This is a genomic window from Rhodococcus sp. BH5 (assembly GCF_027583855.1).
GTDB lineage: Bacteria > Actinomycetota > Actinomycetes > Mycobacteriales > Mycobacteriaceae > Rhodococcus_F > Rhodococcus_F qingshengii.
The window spans coordinates 141,437-159,139 of sequence record NZ_JAJHVW010000011.1 but is presented as its reverse complement, the minus strand read 5'-3'; the positions used below and the strand labels follow the sequence as shown (position 1 = coordinate 159,139).

Annotated in this window: 17 protein-coding genes and 1 riboswitch; of the genes, 11 read left to right on the top strand and 6 right to left on the bottom strand. The window is 61.4% G+C overall.

Features of this window, described 5'->3' with window-relative positions:
• Positions 1–67: 67 nt before the first annotated feature.
• Positions 68–1,072 (top strand): AraC family transcriptional regulator, encoded by a 1,005-nt coding sequence (locus RhoBH5_RS25145; RefSeq protein WP_064443074.1) that lies wholly within the window; start codon positions 68–70, stop codon positions 1,070–1,072.
• A gap of 42 nt (positions 1,073–1,114) precedes the next feature.
• Here RhoBH5_RS25145 and RhoBH5_RS25140 read toward each other — a convergent pair whose 3' ends face one another.
• The gene (locus RhoBH5_RS25140; protein ID WP_064111586.1) at positions 1,115–2,002 is read right to left on the bottom strand and encodes a crotonase/enoyl-CoA hydratase family protein; all 888 of its coding nucleotides are present in this window, start codon (positions 2,000–2,002) and stop codon (positions 1,115–1,117) included.
• A 160-nt stretch (positions 2,003–2,162) separates the two neighbouring features.
• On the opposite strand from RhoBH5_RS25140, the gene RhoBH5_RS25135 reads away from it, so the two are divergent.
• The 4 genes from RhoBH5_RS25135 to RhoBH5_RS25120 all read left to right on the top strand — a co-directional run bounded on the left by RhoBH5_RS25135 (position 2,163) and on the right by RhoBH5_RS25120 (position 5,787).
• Positions 2,163–2,750 carry a TetR/AcrR family transcriptional regulator gene (locus tag RhoBH5_RS25135; RefSeq protein ID WP_211921402.1) on the top strand — a complete coding sequence of 196 codons (588 nt, stop codon included), beginning with the start codon at positions 2,163–2,165 and terminating at the stop codon, positions 2,748–2,750.
• Between the two features lie 334 nt (positions 2,751–3,084).
• Positions 3,085–3,366 carry a hypothetical protein gene (locus tag RhoBH5_RS25130; RefSeq protein ID WP_211921400.1) on the top strand — a complete coding sequence of 94 codons (282 nt, stop codon included), beginning with the start codon at positions 3,085–3,087 and terminating at the stop codon, positions 3,364–3,366.
• A 25-nt stretch (positions 3,367–3,391) separates the two neighbouring features.
• Positions 3,392–4,756: an MFS transporter gene (locus tag RhoBH5_RS25125; protein ID WP_042451923.1), complete on the top strand. Its 1,365-nt coding sequence runs from the start codon at positions 3,392–3,394 to the stop codon at positions 4,754–4,756.
• A gap of 149 nt (positions 4,757–4,905) precedes the next feature.
• The gene (locus RhoBH5_RS25120; RefSeq protein WP_007726916.1) at positions 4,906–5,787 is read left to right on the top strand and encodes an A/G-specific adenine glycosylase; all 882 of its coding nucleotides are present in this window, start codon (positions 4,906–4,908) and stop codon (positions 5,785–5,787) included.
• On the opposite strand, the gene RhoBH5_RS25115 is transcribed toward RhoBH5_RS25120, so the two are convergent.
• Entirely contained in the window at positions 5,784–6,809 is a 1,026-nt protein-coding gene (locus tag RhoBH5_RS25115; protein WP_270008917.1) for a hypothetical protein, read from the bottom strand. The genes RhoBH5_RS25120 and RhoBH5_RS25115 overlap by 4 nt on opposite strands.
• A gap of 59 nt (positions 6,810–6,868) precedes the next feature.
• Entirely contained in the window at positions 6,869–7,780 is a 912-nt protein-coding gene (locus tag RhoBH5_RS25110) for a hypothetical protein (RefSeq protein WP_230359481.1), read from the bottom strand.
• 224 nt (positions 7,781–8,004) lie between these two features.
• Here RhoBH5_RS25110 and RhoBH5_RS25105 point away from each other — a divergent pair, with 224 nt between their 5' ends.
• Positions 8,005–10,692 (top strand): helix-turn-helix transcriptional regulator, encoded by a 2,688-nt coding sequence (locus RhoBH5_RS25105; RefSeq protein ID WP_270008916.1) that lies wholly within the window; start codon positions 8,005–8,007, stop codon positions 10,690–10,692.
• Positions 10,693–10,730: 38 nt separating this feature from the next.
• Entirely contained in the window at positions 10,731–11,156 is a 426-nt protein-coding gene (locus tag RhoBH5_RS25100) for an HIT family protein (RefSeq protein ID WP_003945905.1), read from the top strand.
• Here RhoBH5_RS25100 and RhoBH5_RS25095 read toward each other — a convergent pair.
• On the bottom strand, positions 11,141–11,878 hold the full coding sequence (locus RhoBH5_RS25095; RefSeq protein ID WP_065352849.1) for an alpha/beta fold hydrolase: 738 nt from the start codon (positions 11,876–11,878) through the stop codon (positions 11,141–11,143). The genes RhoBH5_RS25100 and RhoBH5_RS25095 overlap by 16 nt on opposite strands.
• A gap of 45 nt (positions 11,879–11,923) precedes the next feature.
• Here RhoBH5_RS25095 and mhuD point away from each other — a divergent pair, with 45 nt between their 5' ends.
• The 3 genes from mhuD to RhoBH5_RS25080 all read left to right on the top strand — a co-directional run bounded on the left by mhuD (position 11,924) and on the right by RhoBH5_RS25080 (position 13,446).
• Positions 11,924–12,232 carry a mycobilin-forming heme oxygenase MhuD gene (gene mhuD / locus RhoBH5_RS25090; RefSeq protein WP_007726927.1) on the top strand — a complete coding sequence of 103 codons (309 nt, stop codon included), beginning with the start codon at positions 11,924–11,926 and terminating at the stop codon, positions 12,230–12,232.
• 88 nt (positions 12,233–12,320) lie between these two features.
• Positions 12,321–12,459: riboswitch (cobalamin riboswitch) on the top strand.
• Between the two features lie 25 nt (positions 12,460–12,484).
• Positions 12,485–12,679 (top strand): CbtB domain-containing protein, encoded by a 195-nt coding sequence (locus RhoBH5_RS25085; protein WP_003945915.1) that lies wholly within the window; start codon positions 12,485–12,487, stop codon positions 12,677–12,679.
• On the top strand, positions 12,670–13,446 hold the full coding sequence (locus RhoBH5_RS25080; protein WP_007726928.1) for a CbtA family protein: 777 nt from the start codon (positions 12,670–12,672) through the stop codon (positions 13,444–13,446). Before RhoBH5_RS25085 ends, RhoBH5_RS25080 begins: the two co-directional genes overlap by 10 nt.
• A 59-nt stretch (positions 13,447–13,505) precedes the next feature.
• Here the strand turns inward: RhoBH5_RS25080 and RhoBH5_RS25075 are convergent, their stop codons facing one another.
• Positions 13,506–15,341 (bottom strand): flavin-containing monooxygenase, encoded by a 1,836-nt coding sequence (locus RhoBH5_RS25075; RefSeq protein WP_270008915.1) that lies wholly within the window; start codon positions 15,339–15,341, stop codon positions 13,506–13,508.
• Positions 15,342–15,482: 141 nt separating this feature from the next.
• Positions 15,483–16,628 (bottom strand): hypothetical protein, encoded by a 1,146-nt coding sequence (locus tag RhoBH5_RS25070; RefSeq protein ID WP_042451931.1) that lies wholly within the window; start codon positions 16,626–16,628, stop codon positions 15,483–15,485.
• A 220-nt stretch (positions 16,629–16,848) separates the two neighbouring features.
• On the opposite strand from RhoBH5_RS25070, the gene RhoBH5_RS25065 reads away from it, so the two are divergent.
• Positions 16,849–17,628 (top strand): acetoin reductase, encoded by a 780-nt coding sequence (locus RhoBH5_RS25065; protein ID WP_054826788.1) that lies wholly within the window; start codon positions 16,849–16,851, stop codon positions 17,626–17,628.
• Positions 17,629–17,703: the final 75 nt, after the last annotated feature.

Sequence of the window (17,703 nt, the reverse complement as noted above, 5' to 3'; positions counted from 1 at the left end):
GTTGATCATCACTGCTCAGGCGACGAGAAAATTGACATCATGCGCCAATTTATTTACATTTCGACACATGGCAGATCTGATCAGTGCCTCGTCGCTGACGCGACTGCCCGAGTTGATCTCCGAACTCGGTGGAGATCCGTACGAATTCCTCGACCGTGTGGGCATCGATCCGGCCATCATCGGCGCGTACGACCACTTCTTGCCGTTCAGTGCCTTGTCCACGCTGCTCGGACTCTGCGCGGATGAATTGGAGTCGCCCGACTTCGCACTCAGGCTCGCAGGCAGACAGGACCCGGACATTCTCGGTCCGGTTGCCATCGCGGCCCGCAGTGCCGAGACAATCGGAGATGCGTTGCATGACGTCGCCCGATACGCGCACGTGTACAGTCCGGCGTTGGCGGTCGATCTGACAGTCGGCGACACCGAGGTGTCCTACGGACTCGATACCGTGCTGCATCGACTTCCGTATCGGTCCCACGTCGTGGAACTGGCGATGGGCGTAACGCTTCAGACGTTCCGGATGATGGCCGGCCCGGATTTCCATCCGACGCACATCTCGTTTCAACATCCACGCATCTCCGAAATGCGCAGGTACGTAGAGCATTTCGGTTGTTCCGTCGAGTTCAGCTCGGATCGGAATCTGTTGACCTTTCCGCGCGGAGTCATGCAGCGCCACCTGCCCCGGGTGGATCCGTTGGCCTACGACTTCGCCGTGCGTTTCATGGCGGGTCGAGATCCGGATGTCGCGTTCCACGACGCGGTGTCGGCTTTGATCGTGCGTTCCCTGCCTGCGGGTGCAGCCACACTGAAGCAAGTCGCGACATTGATGATGCTGCACCCGCGAACATTGCAGAGACGATTGGCGTTGGAAGGCAAGGCGTTCGAATCGCTCGTCGACGATTCACGACGCGAACTTGCTCTCGGTCTTCTCTCGAACAGAGACGTGTCCCTCTCCGAAGTGTCACGCCAACTCGGCTATTCCGAACCGAGCACCCTCACTCGAAGCTGTAGGCGTTGGTTCTCCACAACGCCCCTGGAGAAGCGGAGGGCACTTACCCGCCGCACTGGTTGACCGCATGAGCTACAACGCCGACGGTTCGAAGGTCGTAGCGGCTCACCACCGGGGGCGTGGGAGATGGGATGAGAACAGATCTGGCATTGCGTCACTGCAACGGTCGGGAAACACCGCCTCTCGCTTTTCCAGAAACGCCGCAACACCTTCACGAACGTCAGCCTGAGCACCGCGAGCATTAATTCCGATGCTCTCGACGCGATGCGCGACCATGGGATGTTCGACTCCCAGCATGCGCCAGATCATCTGACGCGACAGGGCAACCGATACCGGCGCGCTGTCACGGGTCAGGCTATGCGCGAGCGCCGTCGCCTCCCCTGGAAGATCTTCGCGCGAATGCAGTCGGTAGACCAACCCGGCCGAAAATGCTTCCGCAGCAGTGAAGATCCGTCCGGAGTAGATCCAGTCGAGGGCTCGCTGGAGCGGAACCAGTTTCGGCAGCAACCACGACGAACACGACTCGGGCACGAGTCCTCGCCGATTGAAGACGAAACCCATCCTGGCGTCGTCGGCGGCCAAGCGAAAGTCGGCCGCAAGAGTCATGGTGATACCCACGCCGACCGCCGGTCCGTTGATGGCCGCAATGATCGGCTTCAATGAATCGAACATTCGCAGGACGACGCGTCCGCCGCCGTCCCGACGTAGATCGTCACCGTCCCGACGTAGATCGTCACCGTCCGCGTCAGTTCCGTTCGACTCGGCGCTCCATTCGGAGAATGTCTCTGCCCCCGAGGACAGATCTGCCCCCGCGCAAAACGCGCGGCCCGCTCCCGTCAGGATCACCGCGCGCACAGCGTCGTTCGCGTCGGTGGAGTCGAACGCTTCGATGAGCTCGTTTTCCATCGTCGTGGTGAATGCGTTCAGCTTGTCCGGTCGATCGAGGGTGATCACGGCGATACCGTCTTCGATACTCATCGATATGTGTTCCACAGGTACCTCTTTCTCCGGGTGGCGATCAGCGAACGATAATCGGTATTCTGCCCATATCGGCAGTTCAAGACGGTTCCTTTCCATCAGGTGTGTCCCGCGACTGTTCGGCTCTAAGCTGGGCAAGACGCAGGCACCGAGGAAATGAGAAGGAAACCGAACAATGAGTGGGGCGAAGACAGTCGTTGTCCGGCAACTCATACTCGATTCCGCTGTCCGAAACATGAACGAGCGCGGCTATCACGGGACGTCCATGCGTGACATCTCCGCCGGCGCCGATCTCACTGTCGCGTCCATCTACCACCACTTCAAATCCAAGCAGGAAATCCTTCAAGAAATCATGATTCGGGCGCTCCACGACGCCATCAGCATGACCCGCATTGCACTGCTGCGCTCCGGCGGCGACCCGAAAGACCAACTGCAAGCAATCGTCCGCGCTTGGGTCATGTTCCATACGACCAGGCGCGAAGACGCCCTCGTAGGAGCGACAGAATTGCGCAGCTTGGACGAATCGGGTCACCGTCTGGTCGTAACCCTGCGTGACGAGCAGGAAAGCATGTTTCGCGACGTCGTCGAACGCGGCATTGAAGAAGGTGCTTTCCACACTCCCTTTCCCCGAGATGCCGTGCGCGCCATCATCAACATGGGGCAGCAAGTCTGTGTGTGGTGGCGCGTCGACGGACCGATGAATGCGGAAGATATCGCGTCTCGGTACTGCGCATTGGCGACCGCGATGATCGAATCAAGCTGAGCTGGGCGACACCTCCGCCAAAGAAGATCTGAAGGGTCGCATTGGCTGAAGCCACTCAACGCCGTCGATGTGCGAGACCAGCGTGCCTCGACTTTCGTCCGCACCCCCGCCGCTCGAATCGGTATCTCCATTCCTGAGACCTGCATCACTGACTAATCATCATCTCAGGAGAACGATCGTTTGGCAACAGATTTCGAATCGCACCCTCCTCGCGGAGAAAGTCGCTGCAAAAACGCACTTTTCCCGACTATTGACATTTAACGATCGCTAGGTCAATGATGACTCGCAGCCGAACGATCGTTTGGCAAATTCGGAACGAAGGAGTGCGGGCCACATGACCACCTCCGCATTGCCCGAGATGACGCTGCACACGTCGCCGGCGGCCTCGACGTGGTCACCTTCGCCACCCGACTTTGCGAGCGCCTCCGGTACGGCAATGGCGGCGAGATATGACTTCTCGTATCGAAGAACCCACTCGCACTTGGATATTGCGTCACCACCTTTCGACCCAATACCCGGCGAGCACGATTCCGTCTGGTGCCGGCGCTCGGGACAAGCTCGTCGTCGGCCGCACACCCAACTTGCCGCAACTCACGTCCTGACCGAACTCAACTGAACGACCCCACAGAGAGCGAATCGCGATGACCAACAACACCGAATCTGCGGTGGAGCGCCCGGGCAGATCTCGGCGCGCGTCCTTTGCAGCCGCTATCTCCACTTCCCTGGAGTGGTACGACTTCTTCATCTACGCGACTGCCGCCGCGCTCGTGTTCAACTCGACGTTCTTCGCCACCGACAGCGAGGTGGTCGCTGCAATGAGTTCGTTTGCCACCGTCGCAGTCGGATTCATCGCCCGTCCTATCGGTGGTGTGCTCGCCGGTCATTTCGGTGACCGGTACGGCCGAAAGCCGGTGCTCGTTGCCGCCGTGGTCCTCATGGCGGTGGCAACCTCCTTGGTTGGTTTCGTCCCCAACACCAATGTCGTGTGGCTTGCCCCGGCCATCCTCGTGACGCTGCGAATCTGCCAGGGCTTGGCCGTGGGAGCACAGTGGGGCGGGGCCGTATTGCTGGCCACCGAGAACGCACCGGCGGACCGCCGCGGGCTCTTCGGCAGCTTCGCCCAACTCGGTGTTCCGATCGGTGTGGTGCTGGGCAATATCGTGTTCCTGGTCCTGACAGCAACTCTTGCGGCTGATTCGTTCCTCTCCTGGGGATGGAGGATCCCGTTCTGGATCAGCTTGGTCATGCTTCCAGTGGCATTCCTCATCCATCGCTATCTCGAAGAAACCCCCGAGTTCAAGGCACTCGCAGAAAAACTCGCCGAATCTCCGGTCGTTCGGAAGTCCCCCATTCTCGAAGTGCTCAAGAAGAATCCAGGCACAGTCCTCGCTGCAGCAGGCGCCAATGCCATCGGCGTGATCTTCTTCTACACGATGATCACCGGTTCGGTTCAGTTCGCGACCACCTACCTGGAAATACCGCGGTCGACGGTCCTCACCTACATCCTGATCGCATGTGCAATACAGATTCCCCTGGTTCCGCTGGCGGGATATCTGTCCGACCTCTACGGTCGCAAACTGGTCTTCGGCCTCGGCACCGCAGCCATGATGCTCTGGGGTATCCCGATGTGGCTGATGATCGGTGGATCCAGCCCGGACACGATCTGGCCGTTTGCCGTCGCGGTTATCGTCGGCGTAGTAGCAATGTCCCTCCAAACTGGCACGCAGGGAACACTATTCGCTGAACTGTTCCCACCGGAGATTCGATTCTCCGGCGCTTCACTCGGTTATCAGATCTCCGCAATCATCGGAGGTTTCGCGCCGATGATCATGGTGATGCTGATCAACGGAAATCCGGACAACGCATGGAAGGTCGGTTCCTTCCTCGCCGCTGCCGGTGCTATCGGATTGATCTGCCTCTACGTGATCATTCGCCGATACTCCGGAACCTCGCCGACCGTCGCAAGCACCCGTGTGGAGACCGCGAACGCTCAGTACGCATCATGATCAACCTGGGGTGAGTGGTCTCGATGCCACTCACCCCAGGTTTTCGGGTACGAGAAATCACTGTCGGCGACTGCCGATAAAGTGGCGTCCACAAGTCGACGTGTCCTTCGTCGACCAGGAGCACAGGTTCGAGGAGTGTGTCGGTAGCAGTGGCAGTGGAATCTTCGGTGCTGCTGAAGTGGTACTCCGAGACGGCTCGCGACCTGCCGTGGCGACGCGAGGGCGTCAGTGCCTGGCAGATCCTGATGAGCGAGATCATGCTCCAGCAGACGCCGGTGGTGCGCGTTGCGCCAATCTGGGAAGAGTGGGTCGAGCGCTGGCCGGTGCCGTCGGCGATGGCAGCGTCGAGCCAGGCAGAGGTGCTTCGCGCGTGGGGCAAACTCGGTTATCCACGACGCGCGCTGCGGTTACACGAATGCGCGGGCGTCCTGGCTGCCGAGCACGGTGACGTGGTCCCGGAAGACGTCGATACCTTGCTCTCGCTACCGGGAATCGGTTCGTACACCGCCCGCGCCGTCGCGTGTTTCGCCTACGGACAGCGAGTGCCTGTGGTGGACACCAACGTACGACGCGTAGTTGCGCGAGCCGTCCACGGCAATGCGGAACCCGGGAACCCGTCCAACACGCGAGACCTCGCCGACGTGGCGGCGCTGCTGCCGAGGACGCGTGCGCGCGCCGCCACCTACAGCGCAGCTCTCATGGAACTCGGTGCACTGATCTGCACGGCGCGGAACCCGAACTGCGAGAACTGCCCTTTGCCGAACTGCGCGTGGGTCGCTTCGGGCAAACCGGCACACACCGGACCACCCAAGAAGGTGCAGAAGTTCGCGGGCACAGATCGCCAGGTTCGTGGAAAATTGATGGCCGTTCTTCGCGAGAGTCACCGTCCGGTCGAGCGCGCGCAACTCGACATCGTCTGGCCGGCCGATCCGGGTCAGCGTGACCGTGCGTTGCATTCACTGCTGGTCGACGGACTGGTCGAGCAGACCGACGACGGCCTGTTTGCGCTGGCCGGAGAGGGTACGGCTTAGCCGACTCGCAGCGGGGTGCATTCTTCGGCTGTGGGTTCGTCGGTCTGGAGCGGTGCGACTTCCGGATCAGAACGCCGAAGTACTGCAGGAACGGCAGGCACCACTGGATCGCAAGGCGCAAGTGTCGGAATCTGTAGGGCAGCGCCGGGCGGGGGCCCGCTGGTGGAGGTCGCCGACTCGGCGCCGATGTTCGGGCTATCCGTGGACACCGCGCGCGACCCGTCTGGGGACAGCGCGATCAGCAACCCCGTCAACATGAGTAGAAGCGGCAGTACTATTGCCGCCGCCCACCGGACCCTGTTGACGGGCCGGACAGCCATGCCGCCATCGGACCGAACTTCGCTTCCGCGATCGGCCGCTACCAGCGCAGCCCCTATCGCCAGTTGGGTCCGCTCGCCGAGAAACAGGAAGCCGAGACCTGCCAGTTCAGCGGCTTCCGCGGACGGCTGCCGAGAGTCTTCCTTCACGAGCATCGCGACGAGCATCTTGGGCACAGGGTCTCGTTCGGCGACGAGGAGGTCCAATGTCGCAGCAAATGTCGAGCTGTCCGCAAGCAACTCGGCCGTGTCGTAACGATGCGCCGAGTCCACGACGCCTGCTCTCGGGTCGACGGCCGCGATCACGGTCTCACTGCCGTCCGGCCAGAACGCGAGAATCGGCGAAACACCAATGAGAGCGTCGACCGTCCGCAGGTAGGCAAGCCGTGCGTCGAGACCGTTGACCAACTCGACGTTCTCGAAAGGACTGGAGGACAACGAATCCGAGACAAGTTCGCGCACGTCCGCACGCTCGCACATCACTCCGACGACAGTGGGGCACAGATTCGAGCGCAGAGCTCGACCGGTGGCGACCTCGGCCGCGGAGGCGAGTGCGCGCGCCGACGCTTGCGGAGAGGGAACAGTCCCGTCTGCACCCCAGGGGTGACGGAACTCGTCGATCGAGCCAAGAAGGGGTGTGTCTGCATCTACGAGAGCTGTTGAAATTGACTGATTTTCGAATACAACGCCCAGGCTTTCACGCACTGGATCCTCCATTGACTGCTACTGACTGTTACGAGTGTTGCCATTCCTGCGAAGCTGTATCAGAACGTCAGGCCACCGACCGCCATCGCACCTGGTTCCAGCACCACATCCACCGGCGCTCGGCCGTCGACCGTGACGCGATACGTCCCCGGTAGCAGTCCGACAAACGAGAAGTGACCCTCGAACGGTTTCACCGTCCGCGCTGTCGCGTGCCCGCATTGATCGACGCCGTTGATCACCACCGCCTCCGAGATGCCCGATGTCACCAGACCTGAGATTCGTCCATCTGCCGAGACAGCAGCCCACTGGCTTCTCTGACCACCAACAGAAATCCCGTACGGATCACACACTCCCGGGGTGGTCGCCACCCGCACCGTGACATCGCCCGACCGCACGCGAACCGCCCCCCGATCTGCGGTGACCAGTGCAGCGATCGGTAGACCGTCGGCGTCTTCCCGCTTTCCCGCAGTCATCGTCGCCGTTCGGGTGAAGTACCGGTCCGCTTCCAGATTGCCTATCAGGCAATGTAATCCGACCTCGTCGACACCCGAGCCGTCTCCGCAGTAATCAGGCACGGACGGCAGAACGAAACCTCGAGGCACCGGAAGTTGCACGACCACGTCGGAGAGCGGGTTGCCCCGGACACCGATGTCGATGACATACGTCACCGGATCACCCTCTCGGACAATGCCGTTGGACGGTCCCGAATCGAGCCCTGGACCGTCAGCGGGATCGAAGGGCGGTGCACCGTCAATCGCCGTCAGCTCGACGGTGAAGGGAGGCACGAACTCTCCCTCGGCCGCCAATCGAACATCCGACTGCATCGGCAGCAAGCCGAGCGCAGCAGCGCCGACCACCAGAGCTCCGGTCACGACAACTATGCCGATACCTCGCACTCCTCGGCGCCACGCTCTCGGCCGGAGTCCGACGACAACGGCCTTCGACCGCACCTCTGACAGACGAGTTCTCACGACGCTCCTTCGATGTCTGACTCTCGGGCCTCCGACAGGCGCTCGCGGCCACATTTGGCGAATCCCGAGCTACGTTCAATAGAAGTCGCTCGAGGGACTCGAAAGCCAATGGTGACGGCGTGATTGTGTGGGTGAACTTCTCTCAGCCGGGGTGAATTCCCGGGTGAATTGCCCGGGATGGCACGCTCTGGATTCGCACCAGCTACGCTCCTCCCTGTAGATAGATGGATCGAGACAATCCGCCCAAACTCTTCAATCATTGCGGGGCGCGAAAGCAGAAAGGGTCCGCGCTGATGTTCGGGATGGACGGCCACGACTGGGCAGCTATTCCCGAAAGGCGCACCCTCGCGACGTCGATTCCCCGGCAAGCGCTCTTCGACAAACTTGACCGACGTGCCGCGCTGACAATCGTCCGTGCACCGAACGGCCACGGGAAATCGTCGTTGATCGCATCGTGGCTGCGCGCCCATTTGGCATCCGAACGAATACTCGTCTGGGTCTCGGCCCCACGGCCCTCGTCGACACTCGAAGATTTCTGGGCCGTTGTCCTCGATCGAATCCACGCTGCCGGAATCGCACTGCCCGACGTCGACGATCTCGCCGATCCTTTCACCGCTGTCGCCAAATCCCTGAACGCCCTCAGCCGCCCCGTGCTGCTCGTGCTGATCAGGCCGGATCTGATATCGGAACCAGAGTTGGACGATCAGTTGATCGAACTCCTCGCCCTCTGTCACAACCTGGACCTCGTGGTCACGCTCTCGGGCTTCGGCATGTTCTCCGAGCCGTACCTGCTCGACACGGACCACGAGGTGATAGGCGCGAGTGAGCTGTTGTTCACGAGAGCCGATACCGCCCATTTGCTCGCACAAGCTGACGTAAACACGACTGACGGTGATGCCGAACAAATCACATCCCTGACAGGTGGGCTGCCAGCGCTGGTTCGTGTCGCCGTTCCCGCCGTCCAGACATCGGGTAGCCGCAACCGCGAGCAGATGATCAGGAAGAACATCGCGCAGGCGATCGACGACTACGTGAACAAATCCGTTCTCATGACCGCTGATCATGTGAAACAACTCGAGTTCCTGCTCGCGACGGCCTTTGCGCGATCGATCACCGTCGACATCGCCGCCATGCTGTTCGAGTCCCAACACCCTGAGGATGGCGAGACCGTTCATCAGATTCGCGTGCGCCTGGCGATACTGGAGACAGCCGGGTTGTTGTCACGGGTCGAGACCGAAGCCGAAGAAACCTGGGAGCTGCCGCCTGCCATTCGTCGATCGATACTCGCGCACCAAAAGCGCGCTGGAGTCGATCCGGCGCAACGTCTTTCGTTCCTCGCACACAACCGACTCGACCACGGTCATCACGCGTCGGCGCTGGACTACGCGGTCGAGGCACAGAACTGGACCCTGGCAGTAGACATCGTCGAGCAACACTGGGTGACGATGATCGTCCACAATCTGGACTCGGTTCGCTCTGCTCTCCAACGGATTCCGGCGGAAGCAGCGGACAAACACTCTGCCGTGGAGGCAGGGCGCGCACTGTTCACGATGCATCCGAGCGAGCGCTCGACGGTAGTCGACTTGCTACCCGAATCGCCGGCAGAACTGTGGGCTCTCGGCGCTGAAGCCGTCGCGAAGGACGCCTTGAGCATTGCCTGCGTTCAATCGATCATGCTCAGGATGGCAGGCGAGTACGGGCTCGCAGCAGAAACCACCAGGCGCCTGTCTCATCTCAGTCGCAGTGCGCTGGAGAACAACCCGGAAGCGGTCAGCGCACAGCTCCCTCTCATGCGACTTCAATGGGCGATCAATTTTCAATTGAGCGGCAGGTTCACAGAATCCACGATCAAGGCTCGAATGGCGTACCACGGCGCCCTGTCTCATGGAGTCGACTTCATCGCTCGTAACTCTGCGGGAAGTGCCGCCCTGAATTGGGCGCTGGCTGGTGAGCCGCGGCAGGCCACACACTGGTCCGAACTCGAACAGAAGCATCCGGACCCCGGCGGTTGGCTCGAACCTGTGGTCAAGATCGCCGGCCTGACAGCACGGGCGCTCACTGCTCTCGACACACTCGACTTCGACGACGCACGTCTCGCATTGACCGAACTCGGTCTTCCGTCCGACACCGAGGAACTGTGGGCATTCGTCGTCTATGCGCATTGCCAATTCGCCTTGACCTCCGGCGACCACACTGCGGCACTACTGTTGCTCCACAATGCGATCGAAGCACATTCCAAGCAGTACACGGCTACATCTTTCGCGCTTCCTCTGTTGCAATCCGCAGAGATCGATCTCTTGCTCGCTCTCGGACAGGGGAACAATGCCGTAGCACTGGCCAAGGAGATCATCGATCCTGCAGCCAACCCGTGGACGCTCACGTCGGTGGCGCGTTTACGTCAGCGGATCGGCCAGAACGAGGCCGCGGTGGCGCTGTGTCACCAGTTCGACTGGTCTGGCGTATCCTATCCGCGGGCACAGATGGAATCGCTTCTGGTGCAAGCGGTTGCCCACTCCGAGCTGGGTGAGCCACGCCTCGCCTCTCAGGAGTGGTCCAGAGCGTGCAGCATCGCGGATCAGACCGGACTTCTACGTTCGTTCGCGACCATCGCATCGTCGGACGTCGAGAAACTCGAATCGATGGCCGAAACGAAATCGCGTGCACTCGCCGAATTCTCGAAAAGGGCTCCTGCGGAATCTTTTCCGGAATTCGTACATATCGTGGAGCTGACCGAACGCGAACAGAAAGTCCTCTCACTCCTGGCGCTCGGCATGGGGTCGGCTGCGATGGCCGACAAACTGTACGTGTCCGTCAACACCGTCAAGACTCAACTGCGCACTCTCTACAAGAAGCTCGACGTACACAATCGAAACGAAGCGATCACGAGGGCACGCCAACTGCGCTTGCTGTAGTCGGGGTCGGATCTGATTTCGGACTACATTCTGTAGGCATGAGCACCGATTCCTGCGTCTTCTGCAAGATCGTCGCGCTGACCGAGCCGGCGATTCTCGTTCACGAGAGCGAGACAACTCTCGCATTCCTCGATGCACGGCCGGTGAGTCGCGGACACACCCTGGTGGTCCCCAAGCGTCATGCAGAGAACCTCGATGCTCTCGAAAGTCACGAAGGCGCAGAGATGTTCCGCGTCGGCACGCTCATCGCCGGAGCTCTACGCCGCTGCGACATCGCCGCTGACGGAGTCAACTTTCTCGTCAACGACGGGCGTGCCGCGGGCCAAACCGTGTTCCACTCGCACCTGCACGTCGTCCCCCGCCATCGCGGCGACAAGGCGAAGTTCGCTGCTGGACTCCTCGCCAGGCGAGCCGTCGAGCTGGAGCAGGTGGGCGCGTCGATCCGAAGTCAGCTCACGGTCTGAAGGAATTCCGTCACCACTTCGCGATAGCGCTGCGGTTGATCGTCGTGGACCAGGTGGCCTGCATCGGCAATACGTACGTACCGAGTTCCCGGCCTCTCGGCCATCTCTCGCATCTGTCCCTCGGGGGTGATGGTGAACTCTCCCTCGATCAGCAAGGTCGGCACCTCGATCGCCTTCCACTGATCCCAGAAATGCCTCGTGCCCCATTCCTCCGAGATGTCGCGGAAGGTCGACACGTCGCCGTGCAGGTACCACCCGTCGTCGCGGCGGTCGAAAGAGTCGAGAAAGTACTGGCCGGCGACGGGGCCGAAGAATTCCTTCATCGCCTCCTCGGAAGCAAACGGCTGCGGCCACGCCGAGATCATCTGCGCCCAGTCCGCAGCGGTGCGTCCACGAAAGTCCGGGGCCATGTCTTCGAGGACCAGCGCACAAACCTTTTCGGGATGCGCGGCGGCGAAGCACCACGCATGCAGAGCCCCCATCGAATGACCGATCACGATCATCGGCTCCTCGATGGACGCAACCGCCGATGTCAGGTCCTCGACGAATGCCTCGGTAGTCAGTGCCGCTGGCGCCGGCCTGCCGTGACCGGCAGCGTCGAAGGTGTAGACGTGGCCGAACTCGCGGATCCACGGCACATGGCGACGCCACGTTCGGGAGCTGCCCATGAGGCCGTGCAACAACAGAATCGGTTGTCCCGTTCCACCTTCGTCATGCAACACGAGTGTCACGGTACGCGGTGAAGGTGCGCGGGTAATGTCGCTTGCATGGCAGTCGTGAAGATCAATGCAATCGAGGTCCCCGAGGGCGCCGGCCCCGAACTGGAGAAGCGCTTCGCAGCACGCGCTCACGCAGTCGAGAACTCCCCGGGCTTTCTCGGATTCCAACTCCTCCGCCCCACCGCCGGTGAGAGCCGCTACTTCGTGGTGACTCAGTGGGAGTCCGAGCAGGCGTTCGCCGATTGGCGTGACGGCCCCGCCCGTGAAGCCCATTCCGGCGAGCGCGCGAAGCCCGTCGCTTCGGGTGCGTCGTTGCTCGAATTCGAAGTTGTCCTGGACGTCGCCGCAAAGAGCTGATCTCGAGCGATTGTGCCTGCCTTGGCGGGCACAATCGACGGTCATCTCGGCTTCACGCGTTGACACGGTGCGGGCTGTAGTGCAAAAGTTCGCATGTAAACGCGATGGTCCGACAGGAATCCGGTGAAAGCCCGGAGCGGTCGCGCCACTGTAATTCGAGGTGAAGTGCCTTTTTCGGCACGACTATTTCGACAGCCAGACACTTCGGCCATCGCATGGACCTAGGGGACGCGAAAATCCCAGGAGGCTTCGATGGCTCTCGCCTATTCTCCCGATACGTCGATCGATTCGACTCGTCTTGCTTTCCTCGCCGCTGCAGTAGTTCTGTTCGCGATGCTGGCTCTCTACCTGGTCGGGTTCGACCAGGGCGCTATCTCTCGCACCGGCATGTACATGCATGAATTGATGCACGACGGTCGACACTTGATGGGCCTGCCGTGCCACTAGTCGACAATTTCACGAAGCTTCTCATTCGTGGTTTGTTGGCTGGTCTGATCGCAGGCATCCTTGCCGGCGGAGTTGCATTCGTGCTGGGTGAACCGCACGTCAACGCTGCCATTGCGATCGAAGAAGCCAACAGCGCCACCGGTGAGGTTTCCGGCGAAGCCGCTGGGCATTCGCACGGTGACGAAGAAGAACCACTGGTGAGCCGCGACGGGCAGCGCGCCGGGCTGTTCCTGGCCACGGCGCTTGCCGGACTGGCGCTCGGGGCGATCTTCTCGGTCGTTGCCAATTACGCTCGACGACTCACCGGAATGTCCGGGCCGTTGTTGGCGATCACCATCGCCGTCGGTGGTTGGCTGGCTATCGAGGCTGTCCCCTTTTTCAAGTACCCGGCCAATCCGCCGGCCGTCGGAGATCCCGACACCATCAACCAGCGCACACTGCTGTGGCTGGCCGCCGTGATTCTCGGGCTGCTGTCCGTCACCGCGGCAGCAGCGGCTGCAAAGGCAGTTTCCGGGCACGAGTTCCTCAGTGTGCGCATCGCTGCTCCGGTGGCTGCGTTCCTGGTGATCGTCGCGATCGGTTACGTCTCGCTTCCCGGCATCAACGAGGTGGGCGAGGACTTCCCGGCAACTCTGCTGTGGGAGTTCCGACTTTCCTCGCTCGCTACGCAGGCGACGCTCTGGCTCGTACTCGGGTTGGCATTCGCCTTCCTCACCGAGCGCGCGACCAAGAACACCGAAGTAGCAAAGAAGTACGCCCTTCGCTGAACCTGCTGTGCGCCTTTATTAACCTCCCGCGGTTAATAAAGGCGCACAGCAGTTCTGTTTCAGCTCAGATGATGCACTTCTTGCAGTCCGTACACCGGCGTCGGGATGCCCTCGTAACGCGCCTTCAATTGCAACGCCAAGTACAGCGAGTAGTGGCGCGACTGGTGCAGATTGCCTCCGTGGAACCACAGCGCTTCCTGCTGCGTCGGCTTCCACATGTTGCGCTGCTCGCCTTCCCACGGTCCCGGATCCTTGGTGGTATTCGAGCCCAGGCCCCACACCTTGCCGACCTTGTCGGCGGTGTCCTGACCGATCAGATCCGCCACCCAGCCATTCATCGAGCCGTAGCCGGTCGCGTAGACCACCACGTCGGCAGGCAATTCCGTACCGTCTTCGAGGATCACGCTGTTCTCGGTCAGCTCACGAATGTTGCCGTGCGCGAGCTTGATGTCTCCATTGGCAACCAGTTCGGCAGCGCCGACATCGATGTAGTAGCCCGAGCCACGGCGTAGGTACTTCATGAACAGGCCCGAACCGTCGTCGCCCCAGTCGTGCTCGAAGCCCGCCTTCTCGAGGCGATCGTAGAAATCCTTGTCGCGCTCACGGATTGCGTCGTACACCGGGATCTGGAACTCGTGCATGATCCGGTACGGCAGCGAACCGAACGTGAGGTCCGCCTTGTGTGTCGTCATGCCGGCGGCCAGTGCTCGCTCCGAGTACAGATCGCCCAAGCCCAAATCCATCAGCGAATCCGACTTCACGATGTGCGTCGAGCTGCGCTGCACCATCGTGACGTCGATACCGTTCTCCCACAGTGCGCCGCAGATGTCGTGCGAGGAGTTGTTGGCCCCGACCACGACGACCTTCTTGCCCACGTACTGATCCGGGCCGGGGTGCTTGCTCGAATGGTGCTGATCGCCGAGGAACTTGTCCTGCCCGGGGAACGTCGGAACGTTGGCCTTGCCGGACATACCCGTCGCCATCACCAACTGCTTGGGACGCAACGTCAACTTCTCGCCGTTGCGGTTGACCTCGACGGTCCATTCCTGGGTCTTCTCGTCGAACGACGCCGAGGTGCAGGTCGTGGAACTCCAGTACGGAACCTCCATGACCTTGGTGTACATCTCGAGCCAGTCGCCGATCTTGTCCTTGGGCGCGAACACCGGCCAGTTGTCGGGGAACGGCATGTAGGGCAGGTGGTCGTACCAAACCGGATCGTGCAGGCACAGGGACTTGTAGCGTCCGCGCCACTGATCGCCGGGTCGCTCGTGGCTGTCGATCACGATGGCCGGTACTCCGAGCTGACGCATCCGGGCGCCGAGCGCGATGCCGCCCTGGCCGCCGCCGACGATCACGACGTAAGGCTGTGTGGTGTAACCGAGTTCGCGGTCTTCGATCTCCTTCTGCTCGGCCCACGTGATGCGGTTCGGGTCTGCCCCATGCTTGGCGCCGCGCGGACGACGAGTGCCCTTACCTTCTTCGTGTCCCTTCAATTCCTGCAGCGACGTCAGCAGGGTCCAACCTTCATCTCCCTTCAAACGAAGGTGCCCGTGCGCGCGACCGGTTGCAGTCTCGAACTCGATCCAGGCTGACGTGACGCCGTCTGCTTCGTCGGGTGTCTCGGTGGTCCGGAATCCCGAAGGGTCGGTGTCGTCGAGTCGCGCGGAGAGCATGTCGGCGATCTGCTCGCGACCTTCGACGGTCTTGATGTTCCAGGTGAACGACACCAGGTCTCGCCAGAAGCTGTCGAGTGCGAATTTGCCTGCCACACGCTCGATGTCACGAGCCGCGAGGGCCGACTCGAAATCCGCCAGCCAGGCGTCGACGCGCTCCTGAGGTGTCACCGCCGTCAACTTCACCTCGGGGGTGACTGCGGAATCGATGGTTTGCGTCATCACTTCTCCTTGTTTGTGAATGTGACACACAGCACATCCCATAAGTGGCCCCGGTCACAAGCGTTGCAGTCTGTTGCAATCAGCGGGCGCGGTGCCGCCGCCCGATACCGGTTACCCCGCACCGATGTGCGGGCAACCGACTCACCCCTCAGCAGGCTTGAATCTGCCGAGTCCCAGCGACTGAAATCCCACAACGTAGAACAACGTCCACAACACGGCCCAATCCACGAAACCCAGTGCATTGCCGTGTAATCCGTCGACAACTGCCGGCTCGTGAAGAATGTGCTCTGCTGCAAAGCGGTAATAGAACAAGAATGTGACCACCGCGAGCACAAACGTGAGCAGCGCGCGGATCGCCAGGTTGACCCCGTCCGCAAAGCCCGTGGGTTTGTTACCGAAGGCGTTGGCCCAGAAGATCATCCAGAATGCCCAGCACACCCCGAGCTGCGCCGGGAACTGATGGACCACACCACCCAACTCGGCAACGGCATCGCTTCCCAAAAGTGCCTTAACCACTGGAAGCGCCACGAAGTACAAGCCGGTTCCCACGGCGAAGTTACCGATCGTGGCTGCGAGCGCCGTCTTTCCCCCACCGCCGAACAGTCGCCACGGCCAGTTGTCGAGCGTCTGGCCAGTCAGGATCACGACCACCACGACGCAGTAGAACCACCCGAGCACGGTGTCGACGGTCATCAACGGATCCGTGGCGGACAGCGACACGGACGGCAGACCGAACACGAAGTACAGCGCCAGCGTCGGGACGGCGACAAACGCGATCTCACACAAACCCACCAACGGCTGCTTCATCCCCAGGGAAGTCCACGGCCAATGCTGCCAGTTCAGGACCACCATCACCCAGGTCCCGAAGCCGAAGAGCACGAACAGCGCACCCGCGAAATATCCGAGGCCGCCCTCACGATCGGCCGCGAAATCCGGGTACAAACTCCCCAAGCCGTTTGCCAGGAGCCACGTCACCACGACGGCGAAGACCGCGGTCGCGACCATGATCGCCAGGCCTTTCGCCGGCTGCGGGAGTCGGTCGAAGCCGGCGAACTCGCAATTGAAGCCGATGAACACCACAAAAAGGATTGCCCAGAAAAGCGCCGCGTTGAACGGCAGAGGATAGAAACTCCAGGGACTGGTGGTCGGATCGGCCAGAAGGTACCAACTCGCCACGGCCAGCACGAGAACGATCACGAGGTTCGCGATCCCGAACCCGATCCAGCGGCGTGACGGTTGTCGGCTCGGCGTGGCCGGTTCCGTGGGTGTGTCGACTGTAGCGGTCATGTGCCCTCTCCCAGATTGTCTCGCAGGATGATTCGCGAAGTGGTGGCGCAACTATGGAGCCGTCGCGCGGGATACCGGGAGGGTTGCCGAGGGTTGCAACCGCTGCCCCATTCTGCGGAATTGCAACACGGTGCAACCCTTCCGCATTGTGGTCGCCGTCACATACAAATCACTCACCGGTTCCCAGGCAACCGGTTCACTGCTTACGAGGAGAAACTGCATGAGCATCACGGGCAAGGTAGTACTGGTCACCGGCGCCGGCCAAGGCATCGGACGCGGAATCGCTCTCCGCCTCGCCCACGACGGCGCCGACATCGCGTTGGTCGACCTCGACCAAACCAAGCTGGATGCGGTTGCCGACGAGATCAGACAGATCGGCCGTCGTGCAACGACGTTTGTCGCCGACGTCAGCGATCGCGCGCGGGTTCACGCAGCCGTCGAACATGCACACCAGGAATTGGGCGGATTCGACGTCATCGTCAACAACGCGGGAATCGCTCTCGTCGGCCCGATCTCCGACGCGACGCCGGAAGAGGTCTCCAAGATCTGGAGCGTCAACGTCGACGGTGTCCTGTGGGGAATTCAAGCTGCAGCAGCAAAGTTCCAAGCGCTCGGTCAGCGCGGAAAGATCATCAACGCGTCATCCATCGCCGGTCACGACGGGTTCGCCATGTTAGGTGTTTACAGCGCAACAAAATTCGCGGTCAGGGCCCTCACTCAGGCTGCAGCCAAGGAATACGCGTCCGACGGAATCACCGTCAACGCGTACTGCCCCGGCGTCGTGGGCACCGACATGTGGGTGACGATCGACAAGAGGTTCGCCGAATTGACCGGTGCACCAGAGGGCGCCACCTACGAGAAGTTCGTCGGCGGAATTGCGCTGGGTCGAGCTGAAACCCCCGACGATGTCGCCGGTTTCGTCTCGTACCTTGCCGGGCCCGATTCCGACTACATGACCGGTCAGGCCGGTCTCATCGACGGCGGCCTCGTCTACCGCTGACCGCGGTGTCTTCACTGAAAGCGGTGTCTTCGCTGAAAACGGTATCTTCGCTGAAAAAGCGGTTGCCCGAGCCCG

Bases quoted from the DNA above. Each gene is read 5' to 3' on its own strand.
- RhoBH5_RS25100 (WP_003945905.1), top strand. From the start codon at position 10,731: ATGAGCACCGATTCCTGCGTCTTCTGCAAGATCGTCGCGCTGACCGAG.
- RhoBH5_RS25070 (WP_042451931.1), bottom strand. From the start codon at position 16,628: ATGACCGCTACAGTCGACACACCCACGGAACCGGCCACGCCGAGCCGA.
- RhoBH5_RS25085 (WP_003945915.1), top strand. From the start codon at position 12,485: ATGGCTCTCGCCTATTCTCCCGATACGTCGATCGATTCGACTCGTCTT.
- RhoBH5_RS25130 (WP_211921400.1), top strand. From the start codon at position 3,085: ATGACCACCTCCGCATTGCCCGAGATGACGCTGCACACGTCGCCGGCG.
- RhoBH5_RS25135 (WP_211921402.1), top strand. From the start codon at position 2,163: ATGAGTGGGGCGAAGACAGTCGTTGTCCGGCAACTCATACTCGATTCC.
- RhoBH5_RS25105 (WP_270008916.1), top strand. From the start codon at position 8,005: ATGGATCGAGACAATCCGCCCAAACTCTTCAATCATTGCGGGGCGCGA.
- RhoBH5_RS25145 (WP_064443074.1), top strand. From the start codon at position 68: ATGGCAGATCTGATCAGTGCCTCGTCGCTGACGCGACTGCCCGAGTTG.
- mhuD (WP_007726927.1), top strand. From the start codon at position 11,924: ATGGCAGTCGTGAAGATCAATGCAATCGAGGTCCCCGAGGGCGCCGGC.
- RhoBH5_RS25075 (WP_270008915.1), bottom strand. From the start codon at position 15,341: ATGACGCAAACCATCGATTCCGCAGTCACCCCCGAGGTGAAGTTGACG.
- RhoBH5_RS25065 (WP_054826788.1), top strand. From the start codon at position 16,849: ATGAGCATCACGGGCAAGGTAGTACTGGTCACCGGCGCCGGCCAAGGC.
- RhoBH5_RS25125 (WP_042451923.1), top strand. From the start codon at position 3,392: ATGACCAACAACACCGAATCTGCGGTGGAGCGCCCGGGCAGATCTCGG.